This window comes from Gordonia oryzae (assembly GCF_003797185.1).
In the GTDB taxonomy this organism is placed as follows: Bacteria; Actinomycetota; Actinomycetes; order Mycobacteriales; family Mycobacteriaceae; genus Gordonia; species Gordonia oryzae.
The window spans coordinates 283,214-309,932 of the sequence record NZ_RKMH01000003.1 but is presented as its reverse complement, the minus strand read 5'-3'; the positions used below and the strand labels follow the sequence as shown (position 1 = coordinate 309,932).

Genomic DNA, 26,719 nt, shown 5'->3' with positions numbered 1-26,719 from the left:
TGACCAGGTTTGGGATCGGCGCGAGGCAAAAGTGCGCGCGGGCGTGGACAAAGGTTTCCGCCGTTCCCGCCCCGACTGGGCACGGACAGAGCCCCGACGACACCCTCCGTGTCGGCGGACCAACGGAGTTGCTGCTGGGCCACTACGACGTGAGCCACGACGCACGATCGAGTTCTTTGCACGTACGTCGAGCGCGCTCTTCTCAACGCCGAGCGCGCCCATCCCGTCGTCGACAGCGCCCGGCCGCCTCAGATCCAGCCGCGTTCGCGGGCGACGCGGGCCGCCTCGGCGCGGGTGGCGGTGCCGGTCTTGCCGATCGCCGACGACAAATGGTTGCGCACGGTGCCCGCCGACAGATGGACCTGCGTGGCGATCGTCGCCACCGTCGCCCCCGACAACGCCGCGCGCAGTACCTCGGATTCGCGTTGGGTCAGCGGATTGTCGCCGCTGGTGAGGCTTTCGGTGGCCAACGTGGGATCGATCACGCGGAGACCTGCGTGTACTCGGCGTACCGCGTCGGCCAGTTCGCCTGCCGGAGTGTCCTTCACGACGAACCCCGACGCGCCGGCGTCGATGGCGCGGCGTAGGTATCCTGGGCGGCCGAAGGTGGTGACGATCAGCGAACGCACCCCCGGCAGGTGCCGTCGCAGGGCAGCCGCGGCCTCGATACCGTCGGCGCCGGGCATCTCGATGTCGAGCAGGCACACGTCTGCGGCGTGCTCGCGCGCAGCGTCGACGACCTCGTCGCCGCGCCCCACCTCGGCGACCACCACAAGGTCGCTCTCGAGGTCGAGTAGGGCGGCCAGCGCGCCACGTACCAGGGCCTGATCGTCGGCGAGTAGGAGGCGGATCGGTTCACTCATCGTCGACCACCACCGTCAACGTCGTTCCGCCCGTGTCCGATTCGATCGCCAGGGTGCCGCCTGCGGACTCCACCCGTTCGATCAGTCCGCGTAAGCCGTTGCCGGGAACGGCTACACCGACCCCGCACCCGTCGTCCTGGACCGTCAGTGTGGCGTCGTCGATCCGCACCTCGCAGTGCGTGGCGTGGCTGTGGCGGACCACATTGGTGACGGCCTCCCGTAGTACCCACGCGAACAGTTCCCCGTGCGGGGTGTCCGTCCGTGGATCGGGAAGCGTCGCAGCGATATCCGCGGCACGCAAGGCGGTTTGCGCGGACGCGATCACGCTCGGCAGGTCCGGGGTGCGCAGGGCTCCGACGGTTGCCCGGACCTCGGCGAGCGCGGAGCGAGCCAGCGCATTGACCTCGGCCATCTCGTCTTTCGCGCGTTGAGGGTCCAGATCGACGAGGCGACGGGCCAATTCGGTCTTGATGGTGATCACGGTCAGTGAGTGTCCGAGGATGTCGTGGACGTCGCGGGCCACCCGCTCGCGTTCGGCGACCACCGCCAATTCGGAATTGAGCTCACGCTGGCGCTCCTCGGCGCGTTCGCGCTCGCCCTCACGAACGGCGAGTACGCGAAAGCCGATCATGGTGAACCCGACCGCGACCAGGATGATCACGATGCCGCCGTCGACCTCCCACCCGGCGATCGTCGGCACCGCGATCGACGCGACGATCAACGCGGCCATCGTGATTGCCGCCCACAGGGCGGAAAAGCTGAACGCGGCGACGGCCATCAGGAAAGGTGCTGCGCCGAAGGTGTTCTCGCCAATGATGGGCAGTAGGCCCGCGGCCAGGACGAGCAGAACGATAAAGACCCACACACCACGTGGTTCGACTTCGGTGCGACCGGTGAACAGGTACACCGACGCCAAGAGGTAGACCACGGCGAAGAGCCCGATGAGGACGAGCCCCACGATCTTGGCGGTGTGGCCGTGGTCGGAGGCGGCGACCGCGCCGATAGGGTAGGCCAGGAACAACATCCAGATTGCGGTGAACACCCAGCGTAGGTTGCGCCAGGGTGCCCACCGGTCGCTCATGCGGTTGTTCATCATCTCCGGATTCTGCTGGTCGACGCATCCGATCACTGCCGTGCCGTACTGCGACTGTAGAAGAACGAGGCGGTCGAGGCGAAGATCACCGCCCAGATGATCACATTGGCAACGGTTACCCAGAGCGAGATGTGGGTGCCGTACACGGTGACACCGTGATCGAGCGGATAGCGCGCGAGCGTGACGACCCCGAACATCGGTGTGAACTGCGCGATGGTCAGCATAACGCCCTTGAGGGGGACGAACACGTTGCCGGCGAAGGCCAACAGCGCCAACACGCCGCCCATCACCTGCATTGCCCCGTCGGATTTCATGATGCTGCCCACGGCCAGACCGAAAGCGGCGAACACCGAAGCGCCGATCCATCCGAGCAGCAGGCAGGCGATCCACACCCCGACCGGGGCGTGGGCGCCGGTGGCGATCCCGGCGACGGTGAGCACCAGGATCGGCAGCGCACCCATCGCCAACGCGACGCACACCTTGGTGGCCACGTATCCGGTGGGTTGCAGCGGCGTCATCATCAGGGTGCGCGTCCAGCCGGCCTGCTGTTCGAGTGCCACCGACGCAGCATTGGAGGCGGCCGCGAGTACAGCGCCGTAGACGGCCATGCCGATCAGGACGTAGAACGCAACATTACCCGAACCGACTGTGTCAGAGGACTTCTGGGTGGCACCGAATACGAGATACAGCAGGCCGGGCATGGCGACGGTGAAAACGAGGGCACGCCGATTGCGCAGGACGCGGCGGATGTCGGTGCGCATGTACAGGGGCGCGGGAAGGAATCCGCGGAGTGTGGTGTCGTGTGACGCCGATCGAGGTGCGGCGGACGAGGGCGAGGCGGTGGTCATGGCGGCGACTTTCTGTCGAAGGGTGGTGCAGTCAGGCAGCTGAGGTGAGGGCGAGGAACGCATCTTCGAGGTTGTGCGTGGCGATCTCGACCTGGCGGGCGTTCGTGCCCGTCAGCAGGGCGCGGGCAAGTGCATCGGAATCCGTGGCGGACAGATAGATTCGGCCACCGCGGCGTTCGACGACCTCGAGGTCGGCGATGACGCGCGCGACGGCGGCGAGTTCGGATTCGTCCATGATCGCCGAGACGACACGCCGGCTGGCCATCGCGCGGATCTCCGAGGTGGAGCCGTCGGCGACGATCTGGCCACGCGCGATCATGATGATGCGGTCGGCGAAGTCGTCGGCCTCGTCGAGATAGTGGGTGGCGAACACGACGGTGCGTCCGCGTCGGGCATCGGATCGCATGGCGGACCAGAAGTTCCGGCGGGATTCCACATCCATGCCCGCGGTCGGTTCGTCGAGCACGATGAGGTCGGGGTCGGGCAGGGTCGCCAGCGCGAACTTGAGTCGTTGCTGTTCACCGCCGGAACAGCGGGACACCTTGCGTCCGGCCAGATGCGCGATGTCGGCACGGGCCATCGCCGACTCGGAATCGGCGCCTCGGCCGTGCAACGAGGCGATAATGCGGACGGTCTCTTCGACAGTGAAATCGGGTAGCAGACCACCGTTCTGGAGCACCGCGGCGATACGTCCGCCGCGAGCCGCAGACCGTGCGCCCTGCCCGTACACCTCGACAGAGCCCGAATCCGGTTGGGTCAGGCCGAGGATCATGTCGATCGTCGTGGTCTTACCCGCTCCGTTGGGGCCGAGGAAGGCGACGACCTCTCCCGGTGCAACGGTCAGATCGAGGCCGTCGACGGCGGTGACCCGACCGCCATCCCCGCCCCGGAACGTCTTGCGAAGATCTCTCGTGCGGATTGCTGGTGTGTTCATGCATCTCACGATGCCCTCGACGCTCCGCCCGCCGCCAGAGCAGATGTCATCGATAGTCCATGACGTCTGTCATGTGTCGTGTCGCCACCCGTCCGACGAACCACGGGTAATCCTCGATGGTCGCCGCCCCCGGTCGAGGGTCGAGCAATGCCGGTCGAGTGTAGCGAGCATGTCGTGTCCCGAGACCACCGCACGACAGGGCTGGGTCCTGCCGGTCAGGAATACAGTTCCCGCCGGATCGGGTCAAAGATCCCACAAACGCCTGGGTCTTCGGCACGATCCGGCGGAAGTGGTATTCGCGTCTCGAGGCTCGCGCAGGGTGGCCGACTAACGCCAGCACCCCTGCAGTGTCTGGAAGTCGCCGGCGAAGGCCATTCCGGTTCCGGTGCAGGTGGGTCCGTGCACGCCGTCGACGGTCACCGAAGCGCCGGGTCCGGCGATGCCGATAGCCAGGCCGGGTCGTACGCCGGTCATGGTGACCGAGGCGTTGGGACCGATGGCGATCGCCGCGGGTCCGGCGTAGTTGGTGGCGGTAGAACTGGCGCGGCCGCCATCGGCGGTGATCGCCAGGCTCAGACCGGTGTTCGACGCACTGGCCGAACAGCTCTCGCTGGAGGCGGTCTGGCCCGGCAGGGCCGGACAGACCATCGGAGCGGCCGCGGCGTGCGGTGCGGCCGCGAAGGCGATCGCGCCGGCTCCCGCGGTGGCGATGGCGAACCCGAGTGCGAGGCGGGCTGGTGAACGCATGGTGTTTCTCCTCGATGTCAGTGGTGGACAGACATCAGGCGTTCGGTGCGCCGCGCGTCACGGATTGCCGCGATATCCACGCGACGGTGTGGTGCGTCAGCCGACGTGAATCGCAGGCCTGCGTGCGGCATCGGGTTCGGCGCGGCGCACCACCTCGCGGGTCACCGCCGCCACCTCACCCTGCCCGATGAACAGGAAGCGCAGGATATTGACAATCGGATTGTCCTCGCTCCATTCGAAGTAGACGTTGGGTACGAGGTCGGTCCAGTCACGGATAGCGAAGAGGGTGGACGCAATCGTGTTCGGTACCGCCGCCGAGCTCACCCACAGGATGCGGAATCCGCCCTCGTGATAGCGACCGTGGATTTCCAGATCGGTGACGAAGTCCGACGAATCGGTGACATTGACTTCCAGGAACACGATCTGATCGGCGTCGGGGATGTGGCTCTCGGCGCGTTGCTGGAGTTCCTTTTCGCGATATTCGACCAGGGAGCGATCGTCGGGGTCGTGGGTGACGATGTGGATCTCGCCGGCCAGTGCTGCACCGTCAATGATTTGCTGAGCAGTCTCGTCGAATGTGATCTCCCCGCTGCGCAGCTCGAATGAGCGACTGATCCGGGATGCGAACGACAGGATGAGGATCGCGGCAATGAAGAAGGCGGCGACCTGCACACCCTCGGGGCGTTCGATGACATTGGTGACGGTGGTGTAGCAGAACACCAGGGCGATACCGCCGAAACAGATGGTGGCGACGTGTCGGCGATGTTTGCGGACCGAGAGCATCACCGCGACCGCGGCAGAGGTCATCAGCACGAGCACGCCGGTGGCATACGCCGAGCCCTGTTTGTCCACCGAGGCGTCGAAGTAGATCGTGACTCCGGCAGCGATCAGGATGAACACGACGACCAGCGGCCGGGTGGCGCGGGCCCAGTCCGGGGCCATCCCGTAGCGCGGGAGGTAGCGCGGTACGAGGTTGAGCAAACCGGCCATCGCCGAGGCGCCCGCGAACCACAGGATGAGGATCGTACTGATGTCGTAGACCGTGCCGAAGGCGTTGCCGAGGTCGGTGTGGGCAAGAAAGGCCAGCGCGCGGCCGTTGGCCGGACCGCCCACGTCGAATGCCTTCTCAGGTATCAGGATGGTACACACGAGGCTGCTGGTGATCAGCAGGATACTCATGGTCACGGCCGCGGTGGTGAGAAGTTTGCGGGCCCCGGCGATTCGGGTCGTCGGGCGATCGGGTGGATCGTCGGGCGAACCGTCTATCTGGGGCATCACCGCGACCCCGGTCTCGAATCCGGACAAACCGAGGGCGAGTTTGGGGAACACCAGCAGCGCGACCGCGATCATCATCCACGGGTTGCCGTGCTCGGCGGTCATGGCGCGACTCCAGTCGACGATCACGTGGGGCGAGGTTGCGATCCGCCACAGTCCGTGGGCGATGACGACCGCGTTGAGTGTCAGGTAGATCGCGACGAGCCCCACGGCAACGGTGATCGCCTCGGTGAAGCCGCGCAGAAATATTGCCGCGAGAAAGGCCAGGAAGACCAAAGTAATGGCGATATTGTGGCCATTGAAAGCATGTGGAACAAAAGGGTTTTCGATGAAGTGCGCTGAGGCATCGGCGGCAGAGAGTGTCATCGTGATCAAGAAATCGGTGGCTGCGAAGCCCAGTAACACGAGTACGAACACCTTGCCTCCCCACCACGGGAGCAGGCGCTCGAGCATCGCGATCGATCCCGACCCCTTAGGCGAGCGCTGGGCGATGTAGCGATACACCGGTAGCGCGCCGAAGAGGGTGAGAGCTACGAGCACCACCGTGGCGAGCGGGGCGATCGTGCCCGCGGCGAGTGCAGCGATACCCGGTTGATACCCCAGTGACGAAAAGTAGTCGACGCCGGTCAGGCACATGACCTTCCACCACGAGTGGGTCTCGGTTTCGGTGCTGGTGCGTCGATATGGACCCATGAGTCCGGCGGGCTCGGGGGAGATGTCGGAGAGAAACCATCGTCGCATCGTCGGAGGAAGCGCGAGTAGGGGCATCCGATGACTGTAGTGGCACTACGGCTGCGTGTGTGTGCAGACCCTCGCGGACCGCCACGCTTGGATCATGCCGATCGGAAAACACGGACAATTCGGCACTCTTCTGTCGCGTATCACCGTTCGGCGACTTGCAAGTTTTCCCTCTCGAAGATTTTTTGACTCCGATTGTCCACCTGAGAGTCACGTTTTCGTATAGGTGGGACCTATAGTTTTCGTTTGGTCGCCGATACCTGCGGCCGGTACATCATCTCCGAGGGGAAATAATGAGCACCTCTACGTCACGGCTGCGTCCGATTGCCGCACGGGCGGCGGTCGCTGGCGCCGCGGCGCTCGGTGTGGCACTTGCGCTCGCAGCGCCTGCCCACGCCGATGCATTCGTCCGACTGCCCAACGGCACCGCTGCGGGCGACGGTTTGACATTGACTCGTACACACGAGACCGCGCAGATCTCACCATCGCTCGCCGATAACGGGCTGGGTCGAACTGCCTGGGTCAGCGCGAACATCGTCCTGAAGGCCGACGGGCTGAAGCCGTCGGCAGCCGGGCCCAACAACGGCCCGGCCGGTGAGTCGGCCATGCCCGGCTCCAATGGAACCGCCACCGACGGAGCCGCTGCGACGTTGTCTGTCGGCTACATCGTCGGTTGCCAGGTCAACATCAGCAACGCCACACTCGGCCTGTCGGGCAGCCTCGACGTGGTCAAGAACACCTTGGGAGGTACCGGAACCGCGAGCATCCCCGTCTCGCCCGGACAGGTCGTGTTCTATCAGCTCGACTACAAGGACATCGAGAAGTCGGGTACCTACTACTTCGACTACGACCGTGCGCAGTTGCAGGTGCAGAACTGCGGCGGATACGCCCAGGCCCGCTCGTTCGTGACGGTGGAGACGACCGGAAACAACCACCGCAAGATCAACCTCTACGGCGCGCCGTTCTCGATCGGCTGATGAACGTTCTCGACATCCTCGCGTCGGTGTCACCGACGCCTCACCACTTCCAAGGGGAAGACTCATGACCATCAGCGTCCAGCGACTCATCGTAAAGAGCGCGCCCGTGGCGATCGGTGCCGCTGCGTTGTTGTCGGCGGCCGGCGTGGCCGCCGCCGACGTGCACGTAGCTCTGCCGTCGCAAACCGACACGCAACGGCTCGGTGACGGAACCGTCGTCACGGTCACCCGTACCGGGGAAACCGCCAATATCAATCCGTCGCTCGGGGGGACTCCGCTGCATCGCAACGCTTGGGTCTCGGCGAGCTACGCCGTGCACACCAGCGCCAAGGCGAAGAAGATCAAGGTGCAGGCCGGATACATCGTGGGGTGCCAAATCAACATCTCCGGAGTGACCGGTTCGGGCAACGGCTCCGACACGGTCAGCACGACCAGTGGTGCGGCCTCGTCCACCGGTGTCGGGGGTGGTGGTCAGCTCACGATCGGTCCGGGGCAGGCTGCCAATGTGTACGTCAACGACGTGGAAAGTGCCGACGACTTCGGTAACGACAAGCACAGTTCGAGCGTCAGTTTCAAGGGCGTTGACTCGGCCAAACTGAGCTATGTGAATGAGACGATTCAGATCAACGGCTGCGGCGGCTACGCGCAGGCGCGCTCCTACGCAAAGGTCACGGTCGTCACCAGCAACGCCGAGCAGATCTCGACGTTCTATGGAAAGCCGTTCAGCCTCGGTTGATCTCCCTCTCACAGGACCGACACTGAACTGACGATGCCACACACTGCCGATCCCTGATCCCGGGGTCGACAGTGTGTGGCTAGTGGGTAGCGGTGGTCCTCAGCCAGGCTCAGCTAGACCAGTTCGTTCTTGTCGTCCGAGTTCACCGATTCGGCCAGGGCATTGTCGAAACTGGCCGCGACGGTGCCGATAGAGGCCGCGATCGGGTCCTCGGCCAATCGCTGCCCGAACACGATGGCAGTATACTGCGATCCGGCGTCGCTATGATGGACCCGTTTACTCAAATCGACTACCCCGCAACATGTTCTGTTGTCGATCGCATTGGTGATCGCATCGGTCACCACGTTCACCGTCATCTCCGTGGCCACCTTCCGCATCGCCGGCCACTCCGCCGACCCTTGGGCCACCAACTGGGCCACCATGTCCACGGCGTCTCGCTTCAACTCAGCCGAGCACCGCTTCGATCCTGCTGCCATAGGTTTCATCCTCTCTCAAGGGGCGCCCTCCGGAAACCCCGGGACGGATCAGTGACGGTGATCCGGGGAATGGAGGCGGTGGCGATGCCCGGCGCTGGTCACCGAGCCGCGGGATCGGCAATGAGTCAGAATCCGGCGTGCATCTCCCAGTAGAGAATCTCTGCGTCGTGGATCGCAGTGACCGAGACATCGCCCGCATCGGTCAGGCGTGCGGCATCCCCATCGGTGAGACGAGTGCCGTCGACTGCTACCGATCCGCGCACGACATACAGGTGACCGAATCGGGCGCCCGGGAGCACCGCCGAGGTGCCCGCGGTCATTCGCGCAGCGTGCAGTGCGGCAAACGGATTCGGCAAGGATAGTGCGCAGCTGTGACGATCGCGGTCGAGTCCCGACACAATCGGCACGAGTTCACCGGTCGACAGTGCGGAAGTGACGTCGGTTTCAGCGTATTCAGGTTCGTGACCGGCATATTCGGTCGCGACCCACATCTGCACGACCCGCAACCGGGTGCGCTCGGTGCGGGTGGCGGCATTGCGTTCGGAGTGGGTGATGCCGGTGCCTGCGGTCATCCGCTGCACGACGCCCGGCGTGAGGATTCCGGAGTTGCCGCGCGAATCCCGATGGTGCAGAGCGCCGTCGACGACCCAGGTGATGATTTCGACGTCGGTGTGTTCGTGGGTGTCGAAGCCCTCGGCAGGGTCGACGGTGTCGTCGTTGTTGACCAGCAGGATGCCGTGCGCGTTGCCGGCGAGGTCGAAATTGCCGGTGACGGGGAAGGACTGGAGCGAGGTGAGCCACTCGTTGTCCCACCGGTGGCGGTCGTCGGAACGGATCACCCGAATGGGATCGGAGGTGGTCATGGGGGCGTCTCGCCTTCCAAGTCGTCGAGATGGGTGGCCAGCGCGCGCATCAGATCGCCCAGTGCCGCGCCGTCCTGCGCGGTCAATGCGCGTTGTCGGTGAGCATCGAAAAACTTTCACGCCGATCTCCAGGACCGTCCGCACGTGACAGCCAACCGCGCGGACCATTACATCGACCGGATACTAGGGTGTGTCCCCCAATTCCCTTTGCGGGTCTTGGCGGCCCGATTGCGCCCTGGCCGCGGTGTCGTCGGTCACGATAGCTGCCGCTATCGCTTCCTCCTCCGCCTTGCCAGAACGCAATCGTTCGCGCCAGTCCCTCGCAGAAGAATTGGGAGACACACCTTAACTGACGCCGCGACGTGAAGAAGGGCCGTCCGCTGTGACAGCTTACGCATCCGGGCTCGGCCCTCGAGGAATTCATGGAGGATCTCCACAGTGCCCGGACCGCTGGTCGGTGGTCCGGGCACTGTCTCTGTGAGAGCGACGGCCCCAGACAATGCGCCTCTCGGCAAGCGGCCGCTCGAAGCGGCAAATGGGGTGGGGCCCGGGGCAGACTCTGGGACCGTCGATGCCATCAACGACGGATGAGGCACGCGGTATTCCCGCTCGCGCCGAACCGGCGCGGGTGTCGGTGCCCCGGATGCTGCTGGTTGCCGTTCGACTGCTCTCCCGTTCTCACCGCACAGGCCGGTCCCGGCTGTCTAGTCTCGAAACGTGGACGATCCAGCGAGCGGTACGGCTTCTGCGCGGGTGATCGCGGTGCGAATGCCGTCGTCGTCATCGACGACGAGGATCCGCTGCTTCGGGGACGATCACCGACGAGCCGACCGATCAGACGCCGGCGGGTAAAGCGTCCAATCTGCTTGCCGGAACCGCTCAGCAGATCGAGGACATCCTCAAGCGGTACCGGGACGCCGGCATGACGATGCCGCTGTTGTGGCCGCCGTTTCGGGATGTCCCGACGTCGAAGACGGTGGACGATCTGAAGCGACTGACCGAAGAAATCCTGCCCAGGGTCAACGCGGGCTGACCGCGCCGGTCTGCGTCGACCAATGGTGCCAGCGCAGACCGGTCACGATGATCACCGCGCCGTGCGGGCGGTGCTCGCGATACTGCGGGTACTTCCTCGCCAACGCGGTGATGGCCTTCGTGCCCTGCTCGGTGGCGGCGTCGACGATGACAGCATGACCGTCCACCCGCACCCACCAAAGCTCTTTCCATTCGTCGGAATAGTGATCGACGAGCACCGACACCCGGGGATTCTCCTCGATGTTCGCCAGGCGTCTGAGGGCTTGAGAGCGTTTGGGTTTGTGGTCGACGCAGGTGACCAGGCGCTCGTCATCGAGCGCGAAGACTATGGGTACCAAATGCGGTGTGCCGTCGGCGCGCGCGGTGGCCAGACGAGCGACGCGCGCCGCGGCGAAGGCCCGCACGTAGCCAGTGCCGAGGGACATGAGGTCCACGCTCGCACACTTTCGACGTGGCGGTGCGCGATCGTCATGCAGGGGCGATCGTCAAGCACGCGTCCACGGCGCGGACTTGCGCCCCGACCAGTTCGCCAACCGCTCGGTGGCGCCCGCCTCAGGGCGGGGTTCGACGACGGCGTTGAACGGCACCTCGTCGTCCGCGCGGATCTCGGCCGGGATGAATTGCCCGGCGACCGCGAGTGTGGCCTCGGCCAGTGCCTGCTCGGTCTCGGCGGTCTGGCCGGTGGCCACTGCGAGGTCCCAGCCGTGGACCAGGGTTTCGTTGACGTAGCCCCACAGTGCTCCGGCTCCCGGAACTTCTCCCCACGGAACCCGTACCGGAGCAGTGAGTTTCGCGTCGTCAGACCAGAGCGCCGCCGCCCGGCCGGTCGCGTCGATGTAGGTGGCGGCGTCGTGATGCTCGTCGATGCTGGGAACGGCGAGAACGTCGTCCCCAGCGGCGAGCGCGATCGCACGGTGGGCGGTGCCGTTGAGGTGTCGGGCGAGCATGCGGACGTCGAAGTCGTCACACGGAGTGGGGGAGTCGAGCTGATCGTCGCGAACGTGGGCGAGCAGTTCGCCGACCCATTGGGTGGCCGCGGCGTAAGCGGGGCGGGGATCTGCGGGCTGAGTGTTCGTCATGACGGAGGTCCTTTCGGTTTCTTCGGGCTGGCGAGGACCAGTGAACTCGCGATACCTGACACCTTGTGTCGTGATTTTCTGACAGACTTTTCCCATGCGCGCCGAGCGGTTGTTGTCGGTCCTGATGCTGCTGCGATCACGGGGTCGGATGACCGCTGCCGAGTTGGCGACGGAGCTGGAGGTCTCCGAACGTACGGTGCTCCGCGACATAGAGGCGCTGTCGTTGTCCGGTGTGCCGGTCTACTCCGAACGGGGCCGCCACGGCGGATTCGCATTGGTCCCGGGATATCGGACAGACCTCTCGGGACTGACGCTGCACGAATCGATTGCGCTGCTCTCCGGTGGAGGACGAATCGACTCGCCGGCGGCGGCGCGCGCCAAACGCAAACTCGAGGCATCCCTACCGGATGCGCACCGCGGCCAGGTGGCCGACGCGGCCCGTCGAATCCTTGTGCGCCCCGACGGATTCGTGAAAGCAGCCGACGACCTCGATGCGCTGCCGCCGGTCCAGCAGGCCGTCGTCGCGGGTCGGCGGATCGCGGTGGTCTATCAGCGGCCCGGAGCAGAGCCCACCGAACGCGTTCTCGATCCGATCGGGCTGATCGTCGCCGGTGACACCTGGTATCTGGTCGCGAATTCTCAAGGGGATGAACGTATGTACCGGATCTCCAGGATGAAGGATGTGCGCCTTCTCGACGAGCCCGCCGACCGTGCGGACTCCGTCGATCTCGAGCAGGTGTGGGAACGTCGTCGGGATGCGTTCCGTTCCGGTTTCACGCCGCTCGACGTGACGGTTGCGTGCTCACCGGAATCGGTGAAGGCCCTGACGCGCGGACCGGTATCGGTCCTGTCCGTGGAACCCGCCTCGGACGCCACCGAAACAGTCGGCGGGGTGCGTGTGACGCTGCGCTTCGGCGACGGGGCGCACGCGACACGCATCCTGTGGTGGCTGTCGTTCGATATCGAGTTGTCGGTGATCGAGCCGATTGCGCTGCGACGAGAGTTGGAAGAACGCGCCCAGCGACTCGCGCCAGTGCACTCTGAGCTGCCGGTGCCCGCATTTGCCCCCTCTACCTCGCCCGAACAGCGATAATGACGCCATGGCAGACAAAGGTGTGCATGGGGTGGGGGCGCGTCCCGGTGAGCGTCAGCGAATCCGGAAGTTGGCGCAGGCTGCGCTCAATGCGGATGTGACCGTCGAGCAGGTCGACACGATCCTGACCGACCTGGGCTCGGCACTCGACGGCTTCGACCGCACGCTGTCCGACCTGGACGGCACCATCGAATCGCTCAACTCCACCTTGGGGCAGCTGAGTACGACCCTGAACATGGTCGATGTGACCGTCGACCGGATGGCCGACGTCGTCGCCCGTCTGGAGAAGGTCGTCGGCAGGGTGGAAGTGCTTGTCGCGGTGGGTGAGACGGCGCTCAAGCCGCTCGGCGCGATCGAATCGGCCGGGCGCAGCGTGATGTCGCGGATCGGGCTGGGGTGACCATGTCGGCAGCCGAAGAACGGCAATTCCGCGGGGCGCACGGTGAGACGATCGTCTACGACCTGTACCGGCCGGATGACGGTGAGCCGCGTGCCGTGGTCGTCATCGCACACGGGATGGGCGAGCATGGCCGGCGCTACCGGCATGTCGTCGATGCTCTCACCGGGGCCGGGTATCTCGTCGCCGTTCCCGATCACCTCGGTCACGGGCGTTCGGGTGGGGCCCGGATGCGCATCACCCGGTTCAGCCAGTACACCGACGACCTCGCCCGGGTGATCTCCGAGACGGGGATCGACGGCGTGCCGACCTTCTTGATCGGCCACAGCATGGGCGGGTGCATCGCCTTGGACTACGCGCTCGATCACCCCGAAGCCCTTGCCGGACTGGTGTTGTCCGGTGCGGCGATCATGCCGGGCGACGATCTGCCCGGTCCGCTGATCGCGGTGTCCAAGCTGGTGGGCAAGATCGCCCCCACCTTGCCGACGCTCGCTCTGGACTCGGGGAGTATCAGCCGGGACCCGGCGGTGGTCGCCGACTACGAGTCCGACCCGCTGGTGCACCGCGGCAAGATTCCCGCCCGTCTCGGAGCCGAGATGGTCTCGACCATGCAGTCGTTTCCCGCGCGGCTGCCCTCGCTACGGATGCCGGTGCTGGTAATGCACGGCAGCGAGGACACGCTCACCAACCCCGACGGCAGCCGGCTCGTCGACGAGTTGGCGTCGTCGACCGACAAGACGTTGATCATCTGGGACGGATTGCGTCACGAAATCTTTAACGAGCCCGAAAAGGACGAGGTGATCGGCACTCTCACGCGCTGGCTGGCGCAGCAGGTCGGCGCATCGTGATCTGCTCGACGTCCATGCGGCCGTCGCGGAAGGCCATTCGACCGCCGACGAGGTAGAGCCGCCACACCCGCGCCATCTCCTCGCCGACCAGGTCGATGACGGCGGCCTGGTTCTTCTCGAACGTCTCGTACCATGCGTCGACGGTGCGCACGTAGTCATGGCCCATGTGCCGGATGTCGGTCACGTGCAGCCCGGCGTCGGCGAGCATGCCGACCGTCTGCGAGACCGGACGCATGTACATGTCGGGGGCGATGAAGGACTCGATGAACGGTCCGCCACCCGGATGGTGTCCGGCGCGCCGCGACATCTGCTGGATACACACGCCGCCACCGGGAATCACTTTGTCGTGCAACACCTGCGCGTACGTCGGGTAGTTGCGTTGCCCTACATGTTCACCCATCTCGATCGAGGCGACGGCGTCGAAACCGGTGTCGGGTATCTCGCGGTAGTCCTGGACGCGGATCTCCACAAGGTCGCCGAGGCCGCGTTCGGCGATACGGGCGTCGATGAACCTTTTCTGCTCGGCGGCGATCGTCACGCCGATGACGCGGGCGCCGTAGTGCTGGGCTGCATACAGCGACAGTGAACCCCATCCGCATCCGATGTCGAGGAGACGGGCTCCCGGCCCGAGCTGGTCCAGTCCGACGTTGCGACACACCCGGTCCAGCTTGTCGGCCTGTGCATCGGCCAGCGAGTAACCCGGGTCGTCGGAGGTCCACAATGCGCTCGAGTACGCCATGTGCTCGTCGAGGAGCAGTGCGTAGAAGTCGTTCGACAAGTCGTAGTGGTGGCTGATCGCGGCCCGGTCCCGGGCTCGCGAATGCAGTTGCCCGCGCACCCGGGCCTGGGTGGCCGGCGGGGCCATCGGCGGGCCGAGCAGCCGGTGGGTGACGGCGAGTCGGGCGAGGTCGAACAGCAGACGGGGCGTCGGACGGATCGGTCCCAGACCGCGCTCGGTGACCGCCGCCCACACGTGGGTCAGTGCCTCGTCGAGGTCACCGGAGACGTCGAGTTCACCGGTCACATAGGCCTGCGCCGCGCCGAGTTCGCCCGGATGCCACAGCATGCGCCGCAACGCATCCCGGCTGTAAAGGACGAGATGCGGCGCATCGTGCGGGCCGGCGGTGCTGCCGTCCCACGCGGTCAGATGCACCGGCAGTTCGCCGCCGATCCGGTCTTCGATCACTCGTGCCAGCGATGCGGCGACGGTCATGGGGCCTCCTGGGATGGGGTCGGTCACCCGTTGTTCGCCGCCCACCGCGGTGCGGATGGGTCACCGCGGGCGGCAGTTGCCCGCCGACAGCGCCCCCAATACCGACGACGGCGCCCGGAAAAACGCCGACAGCGCCCCCGATACCGCCGACCGCGCTCGGAAAGCGCGGTCGGCGGCTGAAATGGCGCGGTCGGCGAGGTGAAGAGCGCTGTCGGCGGTACCCGAGGCGCCGCTATGTGGCGCTGCGGTCGGCGAGTCAGGCGCTGTAGCCCAGCAGCGACTTGACCTCGAGGAAGTCCTCGAAGCCGTAGTCGCCGCCCCACTCGCGGCCGTTGCCGCTCTTCTTGTAGCCGCCGAACGGGGCGGCCGGGTCAACTTGCGCGCCGTTGAGCGAGATTGATCCGGCTCGGATGGCCCCGCCGATGCGGCGCACCTCGTCGAGGTCCTTGCCGGACACGTAGCCGGCCAGGCCGTACTCGGTGTCGTTCGCGATCTTGATGGCCTCGTCGATCGAGTCGTAGCCGATCACCACCAACACCGGCCCGAAGACCTCAGTACGGGCGATCTCCATGTCGTTGGTGACGTTGGTGAACACGGTCGGCTTGACGTAGAAGCCCGTCTCCAGGCCGTCCGGTCGACCCGCCCCGCCGATGACGGCGTTGGCGCCCTCGTCGATTGCGCGCTCGATGAGACCCTGGATCTTCTCGAACTGGGCCTCGGAGACCACCGGGCCCAGCTGGACGCTGCTGTTGGGATCGCCGACGGTCAGATTGGCACCGGTCGCCGTGGCGATCTCGGCGACTTCGTCGAGCCGCGAGTGGGGAACAAGCATGCGGCTCGGCGCATTACACGACTGGCCTGAGTTGAGCATCATCGTTGCAATGCCGCCGGCGACGTTTTTGGCGAAATCCTCGTCGTCGAGGATGATGTTGGGGCTCTTGCCGCCGAGTTCCTGCGCCACGCGCTTGACCGACGGGGCAGCGTTCTTGGCGACCTCGATGCCGGCCCGGGTGGAACCGGTGAAGGAGATCATGTCGACGTCGGGGTGCGACGACAACGCGACGCCGACACCCGGCCCGTCACCGTTGACGAGATTGAACACCCCCGCGGGAACACCTGCGGCATCCATGATCTCGGCCACGATGGCTGCGCTGAACGGCGCGATCTCCGACGGCTTGAGCACGACGGTGCAGCCGGTGGCCAGGGCCGGGGCCAGCTTGCACATCACCTGGTTGAGCGGCCAGTTCCACGGGGTGATGAACCCGCACACGCCGACCGGCTCCTTGACGATGCGGTGGCTGCCGCGGTCCTCACCGAACGAATAGGTGGGCAGAGTCGCCGCGGCGGTCATGAGATGACCGAGCCCGATCGGTACCTGAGCGGCCTTCGACAACCCGGCCGGAGCGCCCATCTCCTCGGTGACCGCAGCGGCCAGATCGTCCATGCGCTTCTGATACTCGGCGACGATGGCGTTGAGTACGGCGGTGCGCTCCTCGACGGAGGTGACGCCCCAGGTGGTGAAGGCCCGCTTCGCCGCGGCGACGGCGGCATCGACGTCGGCGGCGGTGCCGAGTGCGACCTGACCCGCCGACTTCTCGGTGGCCGGGTTGATCACATCGATGAGGTTCAGCTCGGTCGGCTCGACCCACTGGCCGTCGATGTAGAACTTGGTGATCTCGCGCATATGTCCTCCGTCTCGGGGCTGGTGCCCATGTGTGTTCCACCCCACAGTATCCCTCCCGGAAGACGACCGAGCTAGCGGTCGGTAAGCAGAGGTGAACTGTCTCAGAACGAGACGGATCGGAGCACCGAACTCACCGGTTGGCGTCCTAGGCTGATCCTCATGATCCACATCGTCGCCACCTGGAAGATCAAGCCCGAATACGCCGACTCCTGGCCGTCGCTGAGCAAGGAATTCACCGAGGCCACTCGCTCCGAACCGGGCAATCGCTGGTTCGAGTGGTCGCGCAGCATCGACGACCCGAATGCCTACGTCCTCATCGAGGCCTTCGACGACGACGCCGCCGGAGCCCACGTCAACAGTGATCACTTCGCGAAGGCCACCGCCGAACTGCCCGCTTATCTCGCCGAGACCCCGAAGATCATCAACACCACCGTCGATCAGGATGAGTGGTCGGAGTTGGGGGAGATGGCGGTTGATGCTTAACGACTCCTGGCATCTGATGAGTCGGGAACGAGGACAGTTCGTTTCCGATCGGGTGGCCACCGAACGTGTGGAGTTCGTGCGGATCGCCCCCGAGTAGATCGAGCCCACGGCCTCCACGAGCCGGGTGCACGGGGCGTGCGGCATGGCGGGATAGTGCGACGCACTCGGAGCGGCCGACACGGTACGGGTCCGGCAATGGCTCGACGCCACGCGAGCTGAGTTGGTCTCGCGTGGCGCCGACGCCGCGGGTTGCGCTCGGCGCAGGACTCAGCGTGAGGTGCCGACGGAGTCGCGTTCGGGTGCGTCATCGGGTGTTGTGCCGGCACCGAGTTGCTCGCCCTCGACGTCGATGTTGGGCAGGATGCGGTCGAGCCAGCGCGGCAGCCACCACGCCTTGTCGCCGAGCAGGGTGAGCACGGCAGGCATCAGCGTCATGCGGATGAGGAACGCGTCGAAGACTACGGCGATGGCGAGTGCGAAGCCCATCACCTTGATGAATTGCATGTCCTGCAACATGAACGCGGCGAACACCGAGGTCATGATGGCGGCGGCAGCGGCTACCACGCGCGCACTGTGCCGGTACCCGATGACGACCGCCTGCTTCGCGTCGGCACCGTGTTTATATGCCTCCCGCATGCGCGTCACCAGAAACACTTGATAGTCCATCGCCAAGCCGAACACGATGCCCACCAACATGATCGGCAAGAAGCTCACCAGCGGCTGCGGATTGCCGACAATGCCGCCCCAGCCGTCGGAGAACAGCGCGACGGTGACGCCGAAGGTGGCCGCGACCGACAGCAGGAACCCGAGTGCGGCGACCAGAGGCACCAGGATCGAGCGGAACACCACGGTCAGGATCAAGAACGCCAGGCCGATCACGATCACCAGGTAGGGGATCAGCGAACTCGACAACCGGTCGGAGACGTCGAGTTCGATCGCCGTCTGCCCGGTCACCCCGTAGGTCAGGTCGGTGCGTTTCTCGACGCCGGACTCCATGTCGCGCAGGGTGGTCACCAGATCGTGCGTCTGGTCCGAATCGGCTGCGCTGGAGGGGATCACGGAGATTTCGGCGGTGTCGCCGGCCTTGTTGATGCCGTCGGCGGCGATCCACGCGTGTGCCACACCGTTGGTGGAGCGCACCTGATCGACGAGGCGATCGAAGGCTTGCACGCGTTCGGGCACACCGGTGACGCCGCGTCCGTCGACCACGAGGACGAGCGGTCCGTTGTATCCGGGTCCGTACTCGTCGGCGACGAGGTCGTAGGCCCGTCGCTGGGTGGTCGAGGGGTCCGCGGTGGCGTCGTTGGGCAACGCCAGTGTGAGTCCCGCCACAGGTAAGGCAAGCAGGATCAGCAGCACGACGATGACACCGGTGATGACACGCGGATGATCCACCACCCGCCGCACGTACCGCTGTCCGTTGTGCACGCGCACCGACTCCTCGCCGGTGACGTCGGGGGCATTGAGGAAACGCAGGCGTCCGGCAAAAGCCTTGCTGCCGAATAGCCCCAGGATCGCCGGCAGCAGCGTCAGCGCCAGCAGGACGGCCACGATGACGGTGACTGCGGCGGCGATGCCCATCGCGGTGAGGAACGGGATGTTGACAACGGCGAGCGCGGCGAGCGCAATCACCACCGTCGATCCGGCGAAGACCACCGCCGAGCCCGCGGTGCCCACCGCGCGGCCGGCGGCCTCGGCACGATCTGCCGACTTGTGCATCTCATGTCGGTAGCGCGACACGATGAACAGCGCGTAGTCGATTCCGACGGCCAGGCCGATCATCGTCGCCAGCACCGGGGTTTCCTCGCTCAGGTCGAAGAAGCCGGTCGCGATCGATACTCCGAGCACGCCCACGGCGGCACCGATGATTGCTGTCAGAATCGGCATACCCCAGGCGACCAGGGAGGCGAAGGTCAGGATCAGGATGATCGCGCCGATCCCGATACCGATGATCTCCGAGGTTTCGCCGAACTTGGATCTGCTTGTGGCGGTGCCCTTCATCTCGACGGTCAGTCCGGCGTCGCGGCCGGTCTGGGCGACCTTGTCCATCGCATCGTGCATCGACGAGGTGACATTCTTGGCTGCCGAGACATCGAACCCCGCCCCGAACTGCACGGCGGTGGCGTCGGCGTTGACCGGCGCTCCGGCCTGCACGGTGGCCGCAGCGGCCTCGGGAGTGGCGCCGAATGTCTTCTCCTGGAAAGCGATCAGCTGCTGGCGGATGGGCCCGGGATTGGCCTGTGTGCCGTAGACCAAGAGTGGGTTGATGAGTTTGTCGGGGTTCTTCACCTTCTCGACAGTCTTGAGCTCGTCGAGCATGCGCTGCACAGCGGAGGCGTATCGCGGATCGGTGAGCGACGCCCCCTTGGGCGTGGCCACCACGTAGGTCACGCTGACGTCGTCTCCGAATTTCGGCTTGTCCGGGAAGCGTTCGACCATGAGGTTCTGCGCCCGCTCGGACGGAATGCCCGGGATCGAGAAACTCTCGGTGGTGGGTTTGGACAGGAACGCTGCGCCGACACCGAGCGCGATCAGTACCAAGATCCACACGGCGATGGTCTTGAACCGGTTGGTGTAGGCCCAACGGCCCACCCGGGACAGGAATGTTGCCACGGAACAAAACTCCTCAGTTGTTGGACAAGCTCGGGGATCGTATCGGAAGTTGTTGTGCCATACCGGCTCCCAGCTGATCGAAAGCGGCATTGAGCATCTCGCGGGCGGAGTGGTGTCCCGAGTTTCGGTGCGCCGACCAGAATTCGAGCGCGGTCCGCGCCGCACACAGCGCGGTGGTGAACGCAAGATGGGGCCGCAGAGTCTCGGGATCGGCGCCGCGGGCAGCCATCATCTCCGACAGTCGGGTATCGATCGAGGCGCCGAGATTGATGCTGCGGGAGTGTGCGGTCAGGGTGGGTTCGGTGTCGAACATGCGCAGCAGCGTGACCAGCGACTCCGGGTTGGTGTCGGAGTCGGTGGCGATCTCGATCATTGCGAATCTCAACGAATCCCAGAGTGATTCGCCCTGCGGGCGGGCGCGGACGCCGTCATCGATGCGGTCGAGGAGTATGCCGACAAAGGCGATGAGGGCGTCCTCTTTGCTGGTGAAGTAGTTGTGGAAGGTGCGCACCGATACCCCGACCTCGGCGGCGACGGCGTCGATGGTCACCGCGTCGATGCCATCGCGGGTGGCCAGGATCAGGACCGTCTCTGCAAGGGCGAGGCGGGTGGCTGCCTTCTTGGACTCACGCAGGCCGGGGGATCGCATGACTCCCACCGTACGGAAATTGCACGGGACTGCAATGTTGCAGACCTGTGCAATTTTGAGGGGGTGGTCTCACCGCGGCCCGCAGGTGATGCGGGTCACTCGAGAGGTGTCAGCGAGCCGCCGACGAGGTGTGTCGACGCCCAACCTGACCGTTGCCGTTGCGGCCGTTTCCGCGCCGCGAGCCGCTCTGAGGGTCGCGGCCGCGGGACCCATCCGACCGTGCGGCGGTTCCGGTGCGCGAGGTGCTCGACTCCGGGTGGCCGGTCGCCGACCGGTGATTGCCACCCGAGCGCGACCGTGAACTCTGTCCGCCGGACTGGTCGGTGCGAGCCCGGCCGCCACTGTGGCTGCCACCGTTGCGACCGCGACCGCGGCTGCGACCGCCGGACTGGTCGCCGGATCGACGCGGGCCGCGCGCCTGATGCTGCGCTGCGGGCTGCTCGGGAGCGGGCGTGACGTAGGGGGCCCGCTCACCGACGAGGGTGACGACGGCCTCGGAGTCCGCGTCCACACGCTGCGGGGTCACTTGGATCTTCGCCTTGTGCAACAGCGATCGCAGGTCCCGGCGCTGCTCGGGCAGACAGACGGTGACGACGTCACCGGCGTTGCCGGCACGCGCGGTACGCCCCGATCGGTGCAGGTAGGCCTTGTGCTCGGCCGGCGGATCGACGTGCACGACCAGCTCGATGCCGTCGACGTGCACGCCGCGTGCGGCGACGTCGGTGGCGACGAGCACGCGGACCGAGCCGTTGCCGAAGGCCGCGAGACTGCGGTCACGCTGTGCCTGCGACAGGTTGCCGTGCAGATCAACCGCGGGAATGCCGTCGGCGGTCAGCTTCTTGGCGAGCTTCTTGGCCTGGTGCTTGGTGCGGGTGAACAGGATTCGTCGGCCGGTACCGGAAGCGAGGGTGTTGATCAGCGCGGTCTTGTCGCCGGCGCCCGCCACCTCGAAGACATGGTGGGTCATCTGCTCGACGGGCGAGGAGGAGTCGTCGACCGAGTGCATCACCGGTTGATTCAGGAATCGCTTGACGAGTTTGTCGACGCCGTTGTCGAGGGTGGCCGAGAACAGCATCCGCTGTCCGTCGGCGGGGGTGGCTGCGAGGATGCGGGTGACGGCGGGTAGGAAGCCGAGGTCGGCCATGTGATCGGCCTCGTCGAGCACGGTGATCTCGACGTTGTCCAGACGCACGATGCGTTGCTGCACAAGGTCTTCCAGGCGGCCGGGGCAGGCGACGACGATGTCGGCGCCGCGGCGCATCGCGTCTTCCTGACGCTTCTGACTGACGCCGCCGAAGATGGTGGTGACGCGCAGGCTCAGCGCAGCTGCGAGGGGTTCGATGGCCGTCGCGATCTGGGTGGCCAGCTCACGGGTGGGGGCCAGGACCAGTCCGGTCGGTGCGCCCGGGGTGCGGGTGACCTCCATCTCGGCCAGTCCGGCGACCAGCGGGATGGAGAAGGCCAGGGTCTTGCCGGAGCCGGTACGGCCCCGGCCGAGGACGTCGGCACCGTCGAGGGTATCGGTCAGGGTGTCGGCCTGGATGGGAAACGCCTCGGTCTTGCCGTCGGCGGCGAGCACCTCGACGAGTGCGGTGGGCACACCGAGGGATGCGAATGTCGTCATACGTGTGGTGCCTTTCGGGCAGTCTCACGGCGCAGGGATCACCCACATCGCGAGATGGATGGCGAACGCGCGGGTCCGCGCATTCGTTCGCCGTATGAAGTGGAGTGATCGAGGCGGTTCTCTCCGACCGGAAGGCCAGTGGGCCCCGGTGGGACCGCCGAAAACAGTCGTTCTACGACGTCTGACTCCGCGCTGGGCGGGTCATTCGTTGAGCAACGCTACACGGTTGCGGCGAGAATGGGCGAATCGTGGCGCGAGTCACCTCCGGTCGCCCGCATCTCAGGCGACGCTGCTCGCGACGGCGATGATCACCCCGGCGACGGTGAGGACACCGACGACGATCGCACACGCGATGGCCACGCGGTGACGGCCCTGACGTGCGGCGCTGATGCCGAGGCCGACGGCGATGAGGATCGCCGCGGCATACACCGAGATGCCGATGGTGAGTCCGGCGACGGCGCCATTACTCATGGCGAGCACCTGCGGAAAGCGGCCCTGATCACGCGCACCGATCATGATCCGAGTACATCACGGTCATCCCGCGGCGCAGGTCACCCGGTCGGTGCCCGCCGAGTTCCCGGTTGTTGGCGCGGCATCGAATTCGGCGGGACCGGGTAGGGCTGGCCACGCCCAGCGGTACCCGCCGCGACGTTGGGACCGCATTGCAGCAGTGCGTTTTGCGCGTCGGGATTGGGATCGCCGAAGTGCGGCCGCGCGGAATTCGGCCGACTACCGAAGTCGAAGGCCGAGGTCATGTCGCCGACGGCCGCACGGCGCCACGCCGTCAGGTTGGGCACGTCGACGCCGAACCGCTTCTCGATCAGCCGCAGCTGCGAGGTGTGGTCGAAGGTCTCCGAGGCCACGAGTCCGCCACGGCTGTAGGGCGAGATCACGAAGCAGGGCACGCGATAGCCAAGTCCGATGGGGCCGCGGATGCCCTTGGCGGCCGGAAACCGGTTGAGGTCGCCGACGCTCACGTATTCGCCGGGGGTGCCCGCAGGCGCGGTCGGCGGGGTGACGTGATCGAAGAAGCCGCCGTTCTCGTCGTAACTGATGATCAGGGCGGTCTTCTCCCACACCGCGGGATTGGAGGTGAGGATGTCGAGGAGTTGCACGATGCCGACGGCGCCGAGGGCGGCGGGCAATGCCGGATGCTCGCATTCCATCACCGGTGGGATCACCCAGGAGACCTTCGGCAGGCGGTTGGCCTTGACGTCGGCGGCGAAGTCGTTGGGATAGGTGGGGGCGATACCGCGCTTGGCGAGTTCGGAATTCGGGTCCTGTGCCTGCTTGAAGCAGCCCATCATGCCGTCGAGGATCACCGACGAGACCGGGCCGAGGTCCTTGTTGTTGTAGATCTTCCAGCTCACCCCGGCCTCTTGGAGGTTTTCCGGCATCGTGCGCCACGAATAGACGAACTTGGGGATGAGAGTGGGGGTTTCGAGAAGCGGACCACCGTGGCGGCCCTCCGGATCCAGGGTTGCACTCATCCAGTACAGGCGATTGGGGTCGGTGGGTCCGAGCACCGAACAGTGGTAGCCGTCGCACAGGGTGAAGGCCTCGGCGAGCGAGCGGTGGACCGGGATGTCCTCACGTTCGTAGTAGCCCATCAGCGCTGGGGCGTTGTCGGGGCCGACGGATTTGACCGACATCGGAAGCCAGCGGTCGTTGCGGCCGCCGTTCCATGCGTGGTGCATGCCGGCCCACGAGTGATCGGGGTCGTTGATGCACTCGCCGTCGAGGTTGGGCCCCGCGGTGGTGTCCAGCCGGAAGGGCATGGTGTAGCCGCTGGGTGTGGGACCCGTGCCCGGCGCCCATCCGTACTGCTTCCACGCCGTGGATGCATCACCGAAACCTTTTACGCCGGAATAGGATCCGAAGTAGTGATCGAATGACCGGTTCTCTTGCATGAAGAGCACGATGTGCTCGATGTCATCGAGTGATCCGGTCCCCCCGGGATCGGCCGAAGCGTAGGCCTTGTCGATGATCGGCGCGGCCCACGAGGTGAGCAATGCGCCGCCGCCGGTTGCGGCGACCCGCCTCAGGAATTCACGTCGACCCAATCCTGTAAACATCGATGAACTCACATCTCCTCGTCGCGAACTCCCCGCGGGGCAGGTTGTGTCCCGCTGTGACTCGCGGACATTCTCCGACCTGCGCGAGCGGTCGGTACATCGTCTGTGATGCCGGCGAATCCCTTCAGTACCCTATCCCCGTAGACGTGCTCGTGGACGTGTGTCGCCGTTATTGCCGGAGTTGTCGAGTTGCGGATCCCGAAGCGCCAAAGGTGGTTAAAGGATGTCCACGAGAGCGACCTACGATGCCGTGGTGATCGGCGGCAGAGCGGCTCGGAGAAATTCGGCCGATGACGCGATCCGCGCAACCGACCGCACCGCCGCCGCGATCATCGTCGACGCATTCGTCGGTGGGGAGTGCTCGTCCCGGGTATGTAAGCCGAGGGAGGCATTGCTCGGGGCGAGATGCCGCCTTGGACGGGCGGTCGGTCTTCCCTATGTTGGTCGGTCCGTGGCGTCGATGAGCCCAGCCCGCGCGCAGCTCGCCTGGCGCGACGCTTCATCTCACGCTCGCGACGACGACTCCCAGGTACAGGCGCACGGTGACCAAGGTCGGCTTCACGATCACCCGCACCCACGAGGTGAGGAACAGCTCCTGGGGCGTCACGGAGTTGGCGGTTTCACGCCGTACCAGGTGCGGGTCAGGCCGAGTACGAGCGCTGCGTCGCTGAGCCAGAATCCCCAACCGATGCCGAACACCGCGTTCTGTGCGGGCGACAATCCCACGGCGGCGACGAGTGCCACCGATCCGACGATGAAGGCCGCGATGCCGATGGTCGCCGGATTGCCCACGGGCACAGTTGGTGCGGTATCGGCGGTGGTGATCACATCGGGTGGGCACGTGCGACGGCGGTCATGGGGGTGTCCTTCGTGCAGAGAGGGCATCCATCGGCGATCCCGATCGTCGGCGTCAACGCGCGTTGTGTCCGGGGCCACCATGATTGATCGACAATCCTATTCCGCGACTGACCGTGAGGTCAGCGGGTCAGTACACCCGTTGGGGAGTACACCGCCGGCCCTTGGCGCGTGGATCGCTGACCGCTATCCCGGCTCGCCGGGTGACGCTGCCGCAGCATGGACAGCCTGATGCGTAGGTTCGGCTGGTTTGTGCTCGGCGTGATCGCTGCGGGTCTGATGGCCGGCGTCGCCGGTGGCGCCACCGCGGTGGTACTCAAGGCAATTCAGCATGTGACGTTCGGTTACTGGTCGGGCACACTTCTCGACGGGATCAGTGCAACGACCGCCTGGCGCCGCGTGGCCGGGCCCGTGGTCGGAGGGGCGCTTGCCGGTGCCGGTTGGTGGTGGCTGCGAGGTCGTCAGCAACTGATCCCGTTGACCGCCACAATCGAGCGAGGGGAGCCGGTGGCGACGGGTCCCCGCGCCGCCGACTCGTCGCTGCAGATCCTGCTGGTCGGGACCGGGGCATCGCTGGGGCGAGAGGGCGCTGCCCGCGAGTTCGCGGCCGTCGCCGCAGACCTCGTACTCCGTCGGATTCCCCTGGCGGAATCCGACATCCGGGTGTTGCTGGCGTCGGCGGCCGGTGCCGGGCTCGGTGCGGTGTACAACGTGCCGTTGGCCGGCGCATTGTTCACCGTCCAACTCCTGCTGCGTTCGTGGCGCCCTCGCGAGGTGCTCACCGCGACGTTGACGTCGGTATTGGCCGTCGTCGCGGCGTCGCCGGTTGTCGGCGACCGACCGACATTCGTCTGGCCTGGCGCCGATCTCACCGCGGAGGTCGCGGTGGTGGCACCGGCCGCCGTGGCAGCGAGCATGGTCCTGGGTGTGGCGTTCGCGCGTCTGATGAGTCATGTTCAGCGACAACCGGTCTCGGGATGGTGGTTGATCCCTGCGCTGACCGGTGCCGGTGCGTTGACCGGTATCAGCGCGCTGTGGTTTCCCGAACTACCCGGCAACGGCAAGTCCATCATCGCCGAATCGCTTGGCGGCGGTGGACCTCTGCTCACGGTGCTGGCCGTGGCGTTGCTCAAACCCGTCCTCACCGCCATCCATCTGCGTGCCGGTGCGGTCGGCGGCTTGATCACCCCGGCGCTGGCCACCGGCGCCGCATTCGGTGCCGCCGTCGCGATCCTGGCCGATCATTGGACCGGCTGGGATATCAATCCCGCTGCGGTCGCTTTGCTCGCTGCCGCGGCGTTTCTGGGCTTCTCCCAACGAGCGCCGCTGTTCGCCGCTGTCTTCGCGTGGGAGCTGGCTCATCCGCCACCGACGTTTCTGTGTGCCCTGGCGCTGATCACGATGGTGGGGTACGCGGTGCAGGCGGGGGTTCCGGTGCTGCGGCGCCATGGCATCTGTGGTCATTTCGCGATTCGCCGGCGTAGCCACTGAGACGTAGCGGTGCTGTCGCCACCCCGGGGTGTA

Annotated in this window: 26 protein-coding genes; 8 read left to right on the top strand and 18 right to left on the bottom strand. The window is 66.0% G+C overall.

Going from position 1 to position 26,719, the window contains the following annotated elements; genetic code table 11:
• Nucleotides 1-248: 248 nt before the first annotated feature.
• The 6 genes from EF294_RS05640 to EF294_RS05615 all read right to left on the bottom strand — a co-directional run bounded on the left by EF294_RS05640 (nucleotide 249) and on the right by EF294_RS05615 (nucleotide 6,528).
• On the bottom strand, nucleotides 249-863 hold the full coding sequence (locus tag EF294_RS05640) for a response regulator transcription factor (protein ID WP_123926527.1): 615 nt from the start codon (nucleotides 861-863) through the stop codon (nucleotides 249-251).
• Nucleotides 856-1,959, bottom strand: a complete 1,104-nt coding sequence (locus EF294_RS05635; RefSeq protein WP_123926524.1) for a sensor histidine kinase — start codon at nucleotides 1,957-1,959, stop codon at nucleotides 856-858. Before EF294_RS05635 ends, EF294_RS05640 begins: the two co-directional genes overlap by 8 nt.
• 29 nt (nucleotides 1,960-1,988) lie before the next feature.
• A complete protein-coding gene (locus EF294_RS05630) occupies nucleotides 1,989-2,804 on the bottom strand; it encodes an ABC transporter permease (RefSeq protein WP_123926521.1) in 816 nt (271 codons plus the stop codon).
• Nucleotides 2,805-2,835: 31 nt separating this feature from the next.
• On the bottom strand, nucleotides 2,836-3,738 hold the full coding sequence (locus EF294_RS05625) for an ABC transporter ATP-binding protein (protein ID WP_123926518.1): 903 nt from the start codon (nucleotides 3,736-3,738) through the stop codon (nucleotides 2,836-2,838).
• A gap of 327 nt (nucleotides 3,739-4,065) precedes the next feature.
• Nucleotides 4,066-4,485, bottom strand: a complete 420-nt coding sequence (locus EF294_RS05620; protein ID WP_123926515.1) for a hypothetical protein — start codon at nucleotides 4,483-4,485, stop codon at nucleotides 4,066-4,068.
• Nucleotides 4,486-4,581: 96 nt separating this feature from the next.
• A complete protein-coding gene (locus EF294_RS05615) occupies nucleotides 4,582-6,528 on the bottom strand; it encodes an APC family permease (protein WP_123926512.1) in 1,947 nt (648 codons plus the stop codon).
• Between the two features lie 263 nt (nucleotides 6,529-6,791).
• On the opposite strand from EF294_RS05615, the gene EF294_RS05610 reads away from it, so the two are divergent.
• Together EF294_RS05610 and EF294_RS05605 are read left to right on the top strand one after the other, a co-directional pair.
• Complete coding sequence (locus tag EF294_RS05610) at nucleotides 6,792-7,475, top strand: MspA family porin (RefSeq protein ID WP_123926509.1); 684 nt, start codon at nucleotides 6,792-6,794, stop codon at nucleotides 7,473-7,475.
• 64 nt (nucleotides 7,476-7,539) lie between these two features.
• Nucleotides 7,540-8,211, top strand: coding sequence for an MspA family porin (locus EF294_RS05605; RefSeq protein ID WP_123926506.1), 672 nt, complete (start codon nucleotides 7,540-7,542; stop codon nucleotides 8,209-8,211).
• A 113-nt stretch (nucleotides 8,212-8,324) separates the two neighbouring features.
• On the opposite strand, the gene EF294_RS22660 is transcribed toward EF294_RS05605, so the two are convergent.
• The 4 genes from EF294_RS22660 to EF294_RS05575 all read right to left on the bottom strand — a co-directional run bounded on the left by EF294_RS22660 (nucleotide 8,325) and on the right by EF294_RS05575 (nucleotide 11,661).
• The gene (locus tag EF294_RS22660) at nucleotides 8,325-8,687 is read right to left on the bottom strand and encodes a hypothetical protein (RefSeq protein ID WP_123926503.1); all 363 of its coding nucleotides are present in this window, start codon (nucleotides 8,685-8,687) and stop codon (nucleotides 8,325-8,327) included.
• Between the two features lie 125 nt (nucleotides 8,688-8,812).
• Nucleotides 8,813-9,550, bottom strand: coding sequence for a pirin family protein (locus EF294_RS05595; protein ID WP_123926500.1), 738 nt, complete (start codon nucleotides 9,548-9,550; stop codon nucleotides 8,813-8,815).
• Nucleotides 9,551-10,569: 1,019 nt separating this feature from the next.
• Nucleotides 10,570-11,007: a TIGR03668 family PPOX class F420-dependent oxidoreductase gene (locus EF294_RS05580; RefSeq protein ID WP_123926497.1), complete on the bottom strand. Its 438-nt coding sequence runs from the start codon at nucleotides 11,005-11,007 to the stop codon at nucleotides 10,570-10,572.
• 60 nt (nucleotides 11,008-11,067) lie between these two features.
• Nucleotides 11,068-11,661, bottom strand: coding sequence for a TIGR03086 family metal-binding protein (locus tag EF294_RS05575; protein ID WP_123926493.1), 594 nt, complete (start codon nucleotides 11,659-11,661; stop codon nucleotides 11,068-11,070).
• A gap of 94 nt (nucleotides 11,662-11,755) precedes the next feature.
• Here EF294_RS05575 and EF294_RS05570 point away from each other — a divergent pair, with 94 nt between their 5' ends.
• Genes EF294_RS05570 through EF294_RS05560 form a run of 3 tightly spaced genes read left to right on the top strand, consistent with a single transcriptional unit; the run spans nucleotide 11,756 to nucleotide 13,999 of the window.
• Complete coding sequence (locus tag EF294_RS05570) at nucleotides 11,756-12,754, top strand: helix-turn-helix transcriptional regulator (RefSeq protein WP_123926490.1); 999 nt, start codon at nucleotides 11,756-11,758, stop codon at nucleotides 12,752-12,754.
• Between the two features lie 7 nt (nucleotides 12,755-12,761).
• A complete protein-coding gene (locus EF294_RS05565) occupies nucleotides 12,762-13,154 on the top strand; it encodes a hypothetical protein (protein WP_123926487.1) in 393 nt (130 codons plus the stop codon).
• 2 nt (nucleotides 13,155-13,156) lie between these two features.
• Complete coding sequence (locus tag EF294_RS05560) at nucleotides 13,157-13,999, top strand: alpha/beta hydrolase (RefSeq protein ID WP_123926484.1); 843 nt, start codon at nucleotides 13,157-13,159, stop codon at nucleotides 13,997-13,999.
• Here the strand turns inward: EF294_RS05560 and EF294_RS05555 are convergent.
• Together EF294_RS05555 and EF294_RS05550 are read right to left on the bottom strand one after the other, a co-directional pair.
• Nucleotides 13,962-15,212, bottom strand: a complete 1,251-nt coding sequence (locus EF294_RS05555; RefSeq protein ID WP_123926481.1) for an SAM-dependent methyltransferase — start codon at nucleotides 15,210-15,212, stop codon at nucleotides 13,962-13,964. The genes EF294_RS05560 and EF294_RS05555 overlap by 38 nt on opposite strands.
• 256 nt (nucleotides 15,213-15,468) lie before the next feature.
• Complete coding sequence (locus tag EF294_RS05550) at nucleotides 15,469-16,896, bottom strand: aldehyde dehydrogenase family protein (protein ID WP_123926478.1); 1,428 nt, start codon at nucleotides 16,894-16,896, stop codon at nucleotides 15,469-15,471.
• Nucleotides 16,897-17,055: 159 nt separating this feature from the next.
• Between EF294_RS05550 and EF294_RS05545 the strand changes: the two genes are divergently transcribed.
• Together EF294_RS05545 and EF294_RS21650 are read left to right on the top strand one after the other, a co-directional pair.
• Nucleotides 17,056-17,379: a putative quinol monooxygenase gene (locus tag EF294_RS05545; RefSeq protein ID WP_123926475.1), complete on the top strand. Its 324-nt coding sequence runs from the start codon at nucleotides 17,056-17,058 to the stop codon at nucleotides 17,377-17,379.
• A complete protein-coding gene (locus EF294_RS21650) occupies nucleotides 17,372-17,476 on the top strand; it encodes an immunity 63 family protein (RefSeq protein ID WP_221182439.1) in 105 nt (34 codons plus the stop codon). Before EF294_RS05545 ends, EF294_RS21650 begins: the two co-directional genes overlap by 8 nt.
• A 170-nt stretch (nucleotides 17,477-17,646) precedes the next feature.
• Here the strand turns inward: EF294_RS21650 and EF294_RS05540 are convergent, their stop codons facing one another.
• The 6 genes from EF294_RS05540 to EF294_RS05515 all read right to left on the bottom strand — a co-directional run bounded on the left by EF294_RS05540 (nucleotide 17,647) and on the right by EF294_RS05515 (nucleotide 25,225).
• Entirely contained in the window at nucleotides 17,647-19,992 is a 2,346-nt protein-coding gene (locus EF294_RS05540) for an MMPL family transporter (RefSeq protein WP_123926472.1), read from the bottom strand.
• 13 nt (nucleotides 19,993-20,005) lie between these two features.
• Nucleotides 20,006-20,641, bottom strand: coding sequence for a TetR/AcrR family transcriptional regulator (locus EF294_RS05535; protein ID WP_123926469.1), 636 nt, complete (start codon nucleotides 20,639-20,641; stop codon nucleotides 20,006-20,008).
• Between the two features lie 109 nt (nucleotides 20,642-20,750).
• A complete protein-coding gene (locus EF294_RS05530; RefSeq protein ID WP_123926466.1) occupies nucleotides 20,751-22,265 on the bottom strand; it encodes a DEAD/DEAH box helicase in 1,515 nt (504 codons plus the stop codon).
• A 279-nt stretch (nucleotides 22,266-22,544) separates the two neighbouring features.
• The gene (locus EF294_RS05525) at nucleotides 22,545-22,781 is read right to left on the bottom strand and encodes a hypothetical protein (protein ID WP_123926463.1); all 237 of its coding nucleotides are present in this window, start codon (nucleotides 22,779-22,781) and stop codon (nucleotides 22,545-22,547) included.
• A 35-nt stretch (nucleotides 22,782-22,816) separates the two neighbouring features.
• The gene (locus EF294_RS05520; protein WP_185090951.1) at nucleotides 22,817-24,340 is read right to left on the bottom strand and encodes a phospholipase C; all 1,524 of its coding nucleotides are present in this window, start codon (nucleotides 24,338-24,340) and stop codon (nucleotides 22,817-22,819) included.
• Between the two features lie 603 nt (nucleotides 24,341-24,943).
• Nucleotides 24,944-25,225 carry a hypothetical protein gene (locus EF294_RS05515; protein ID WP_246007694.1) on the bottom strand — a complete coding sequence of 94 codons (282 nt, stop codon included), beginning with the start codon at nucleotides 25,223-25,225 and terminating at the stop codon, nucleotides 24,944-24,946.
• A gap of 189 nt (nucleotides 25,226-25,414) precedes the next feature.
• Here EF294_RS05515 and EF294_RS05510 point away from each other — a divergent pair, with 189 nt between their 5' ends.
• Nucleotides 25,415-26,686: a chloride channel protein gene (locus EF294_RS05510; RefSeq protein WP_123926458.1), complete on the top strand. Its 1,272-nt coding sequence runs from the start codon at nucleotides 25,415-25,417 to the stop codon at nucleotides 26,684-26,686.
• Nucleotides 26,687-26,719: the final 33 nt, after the last annotated feature.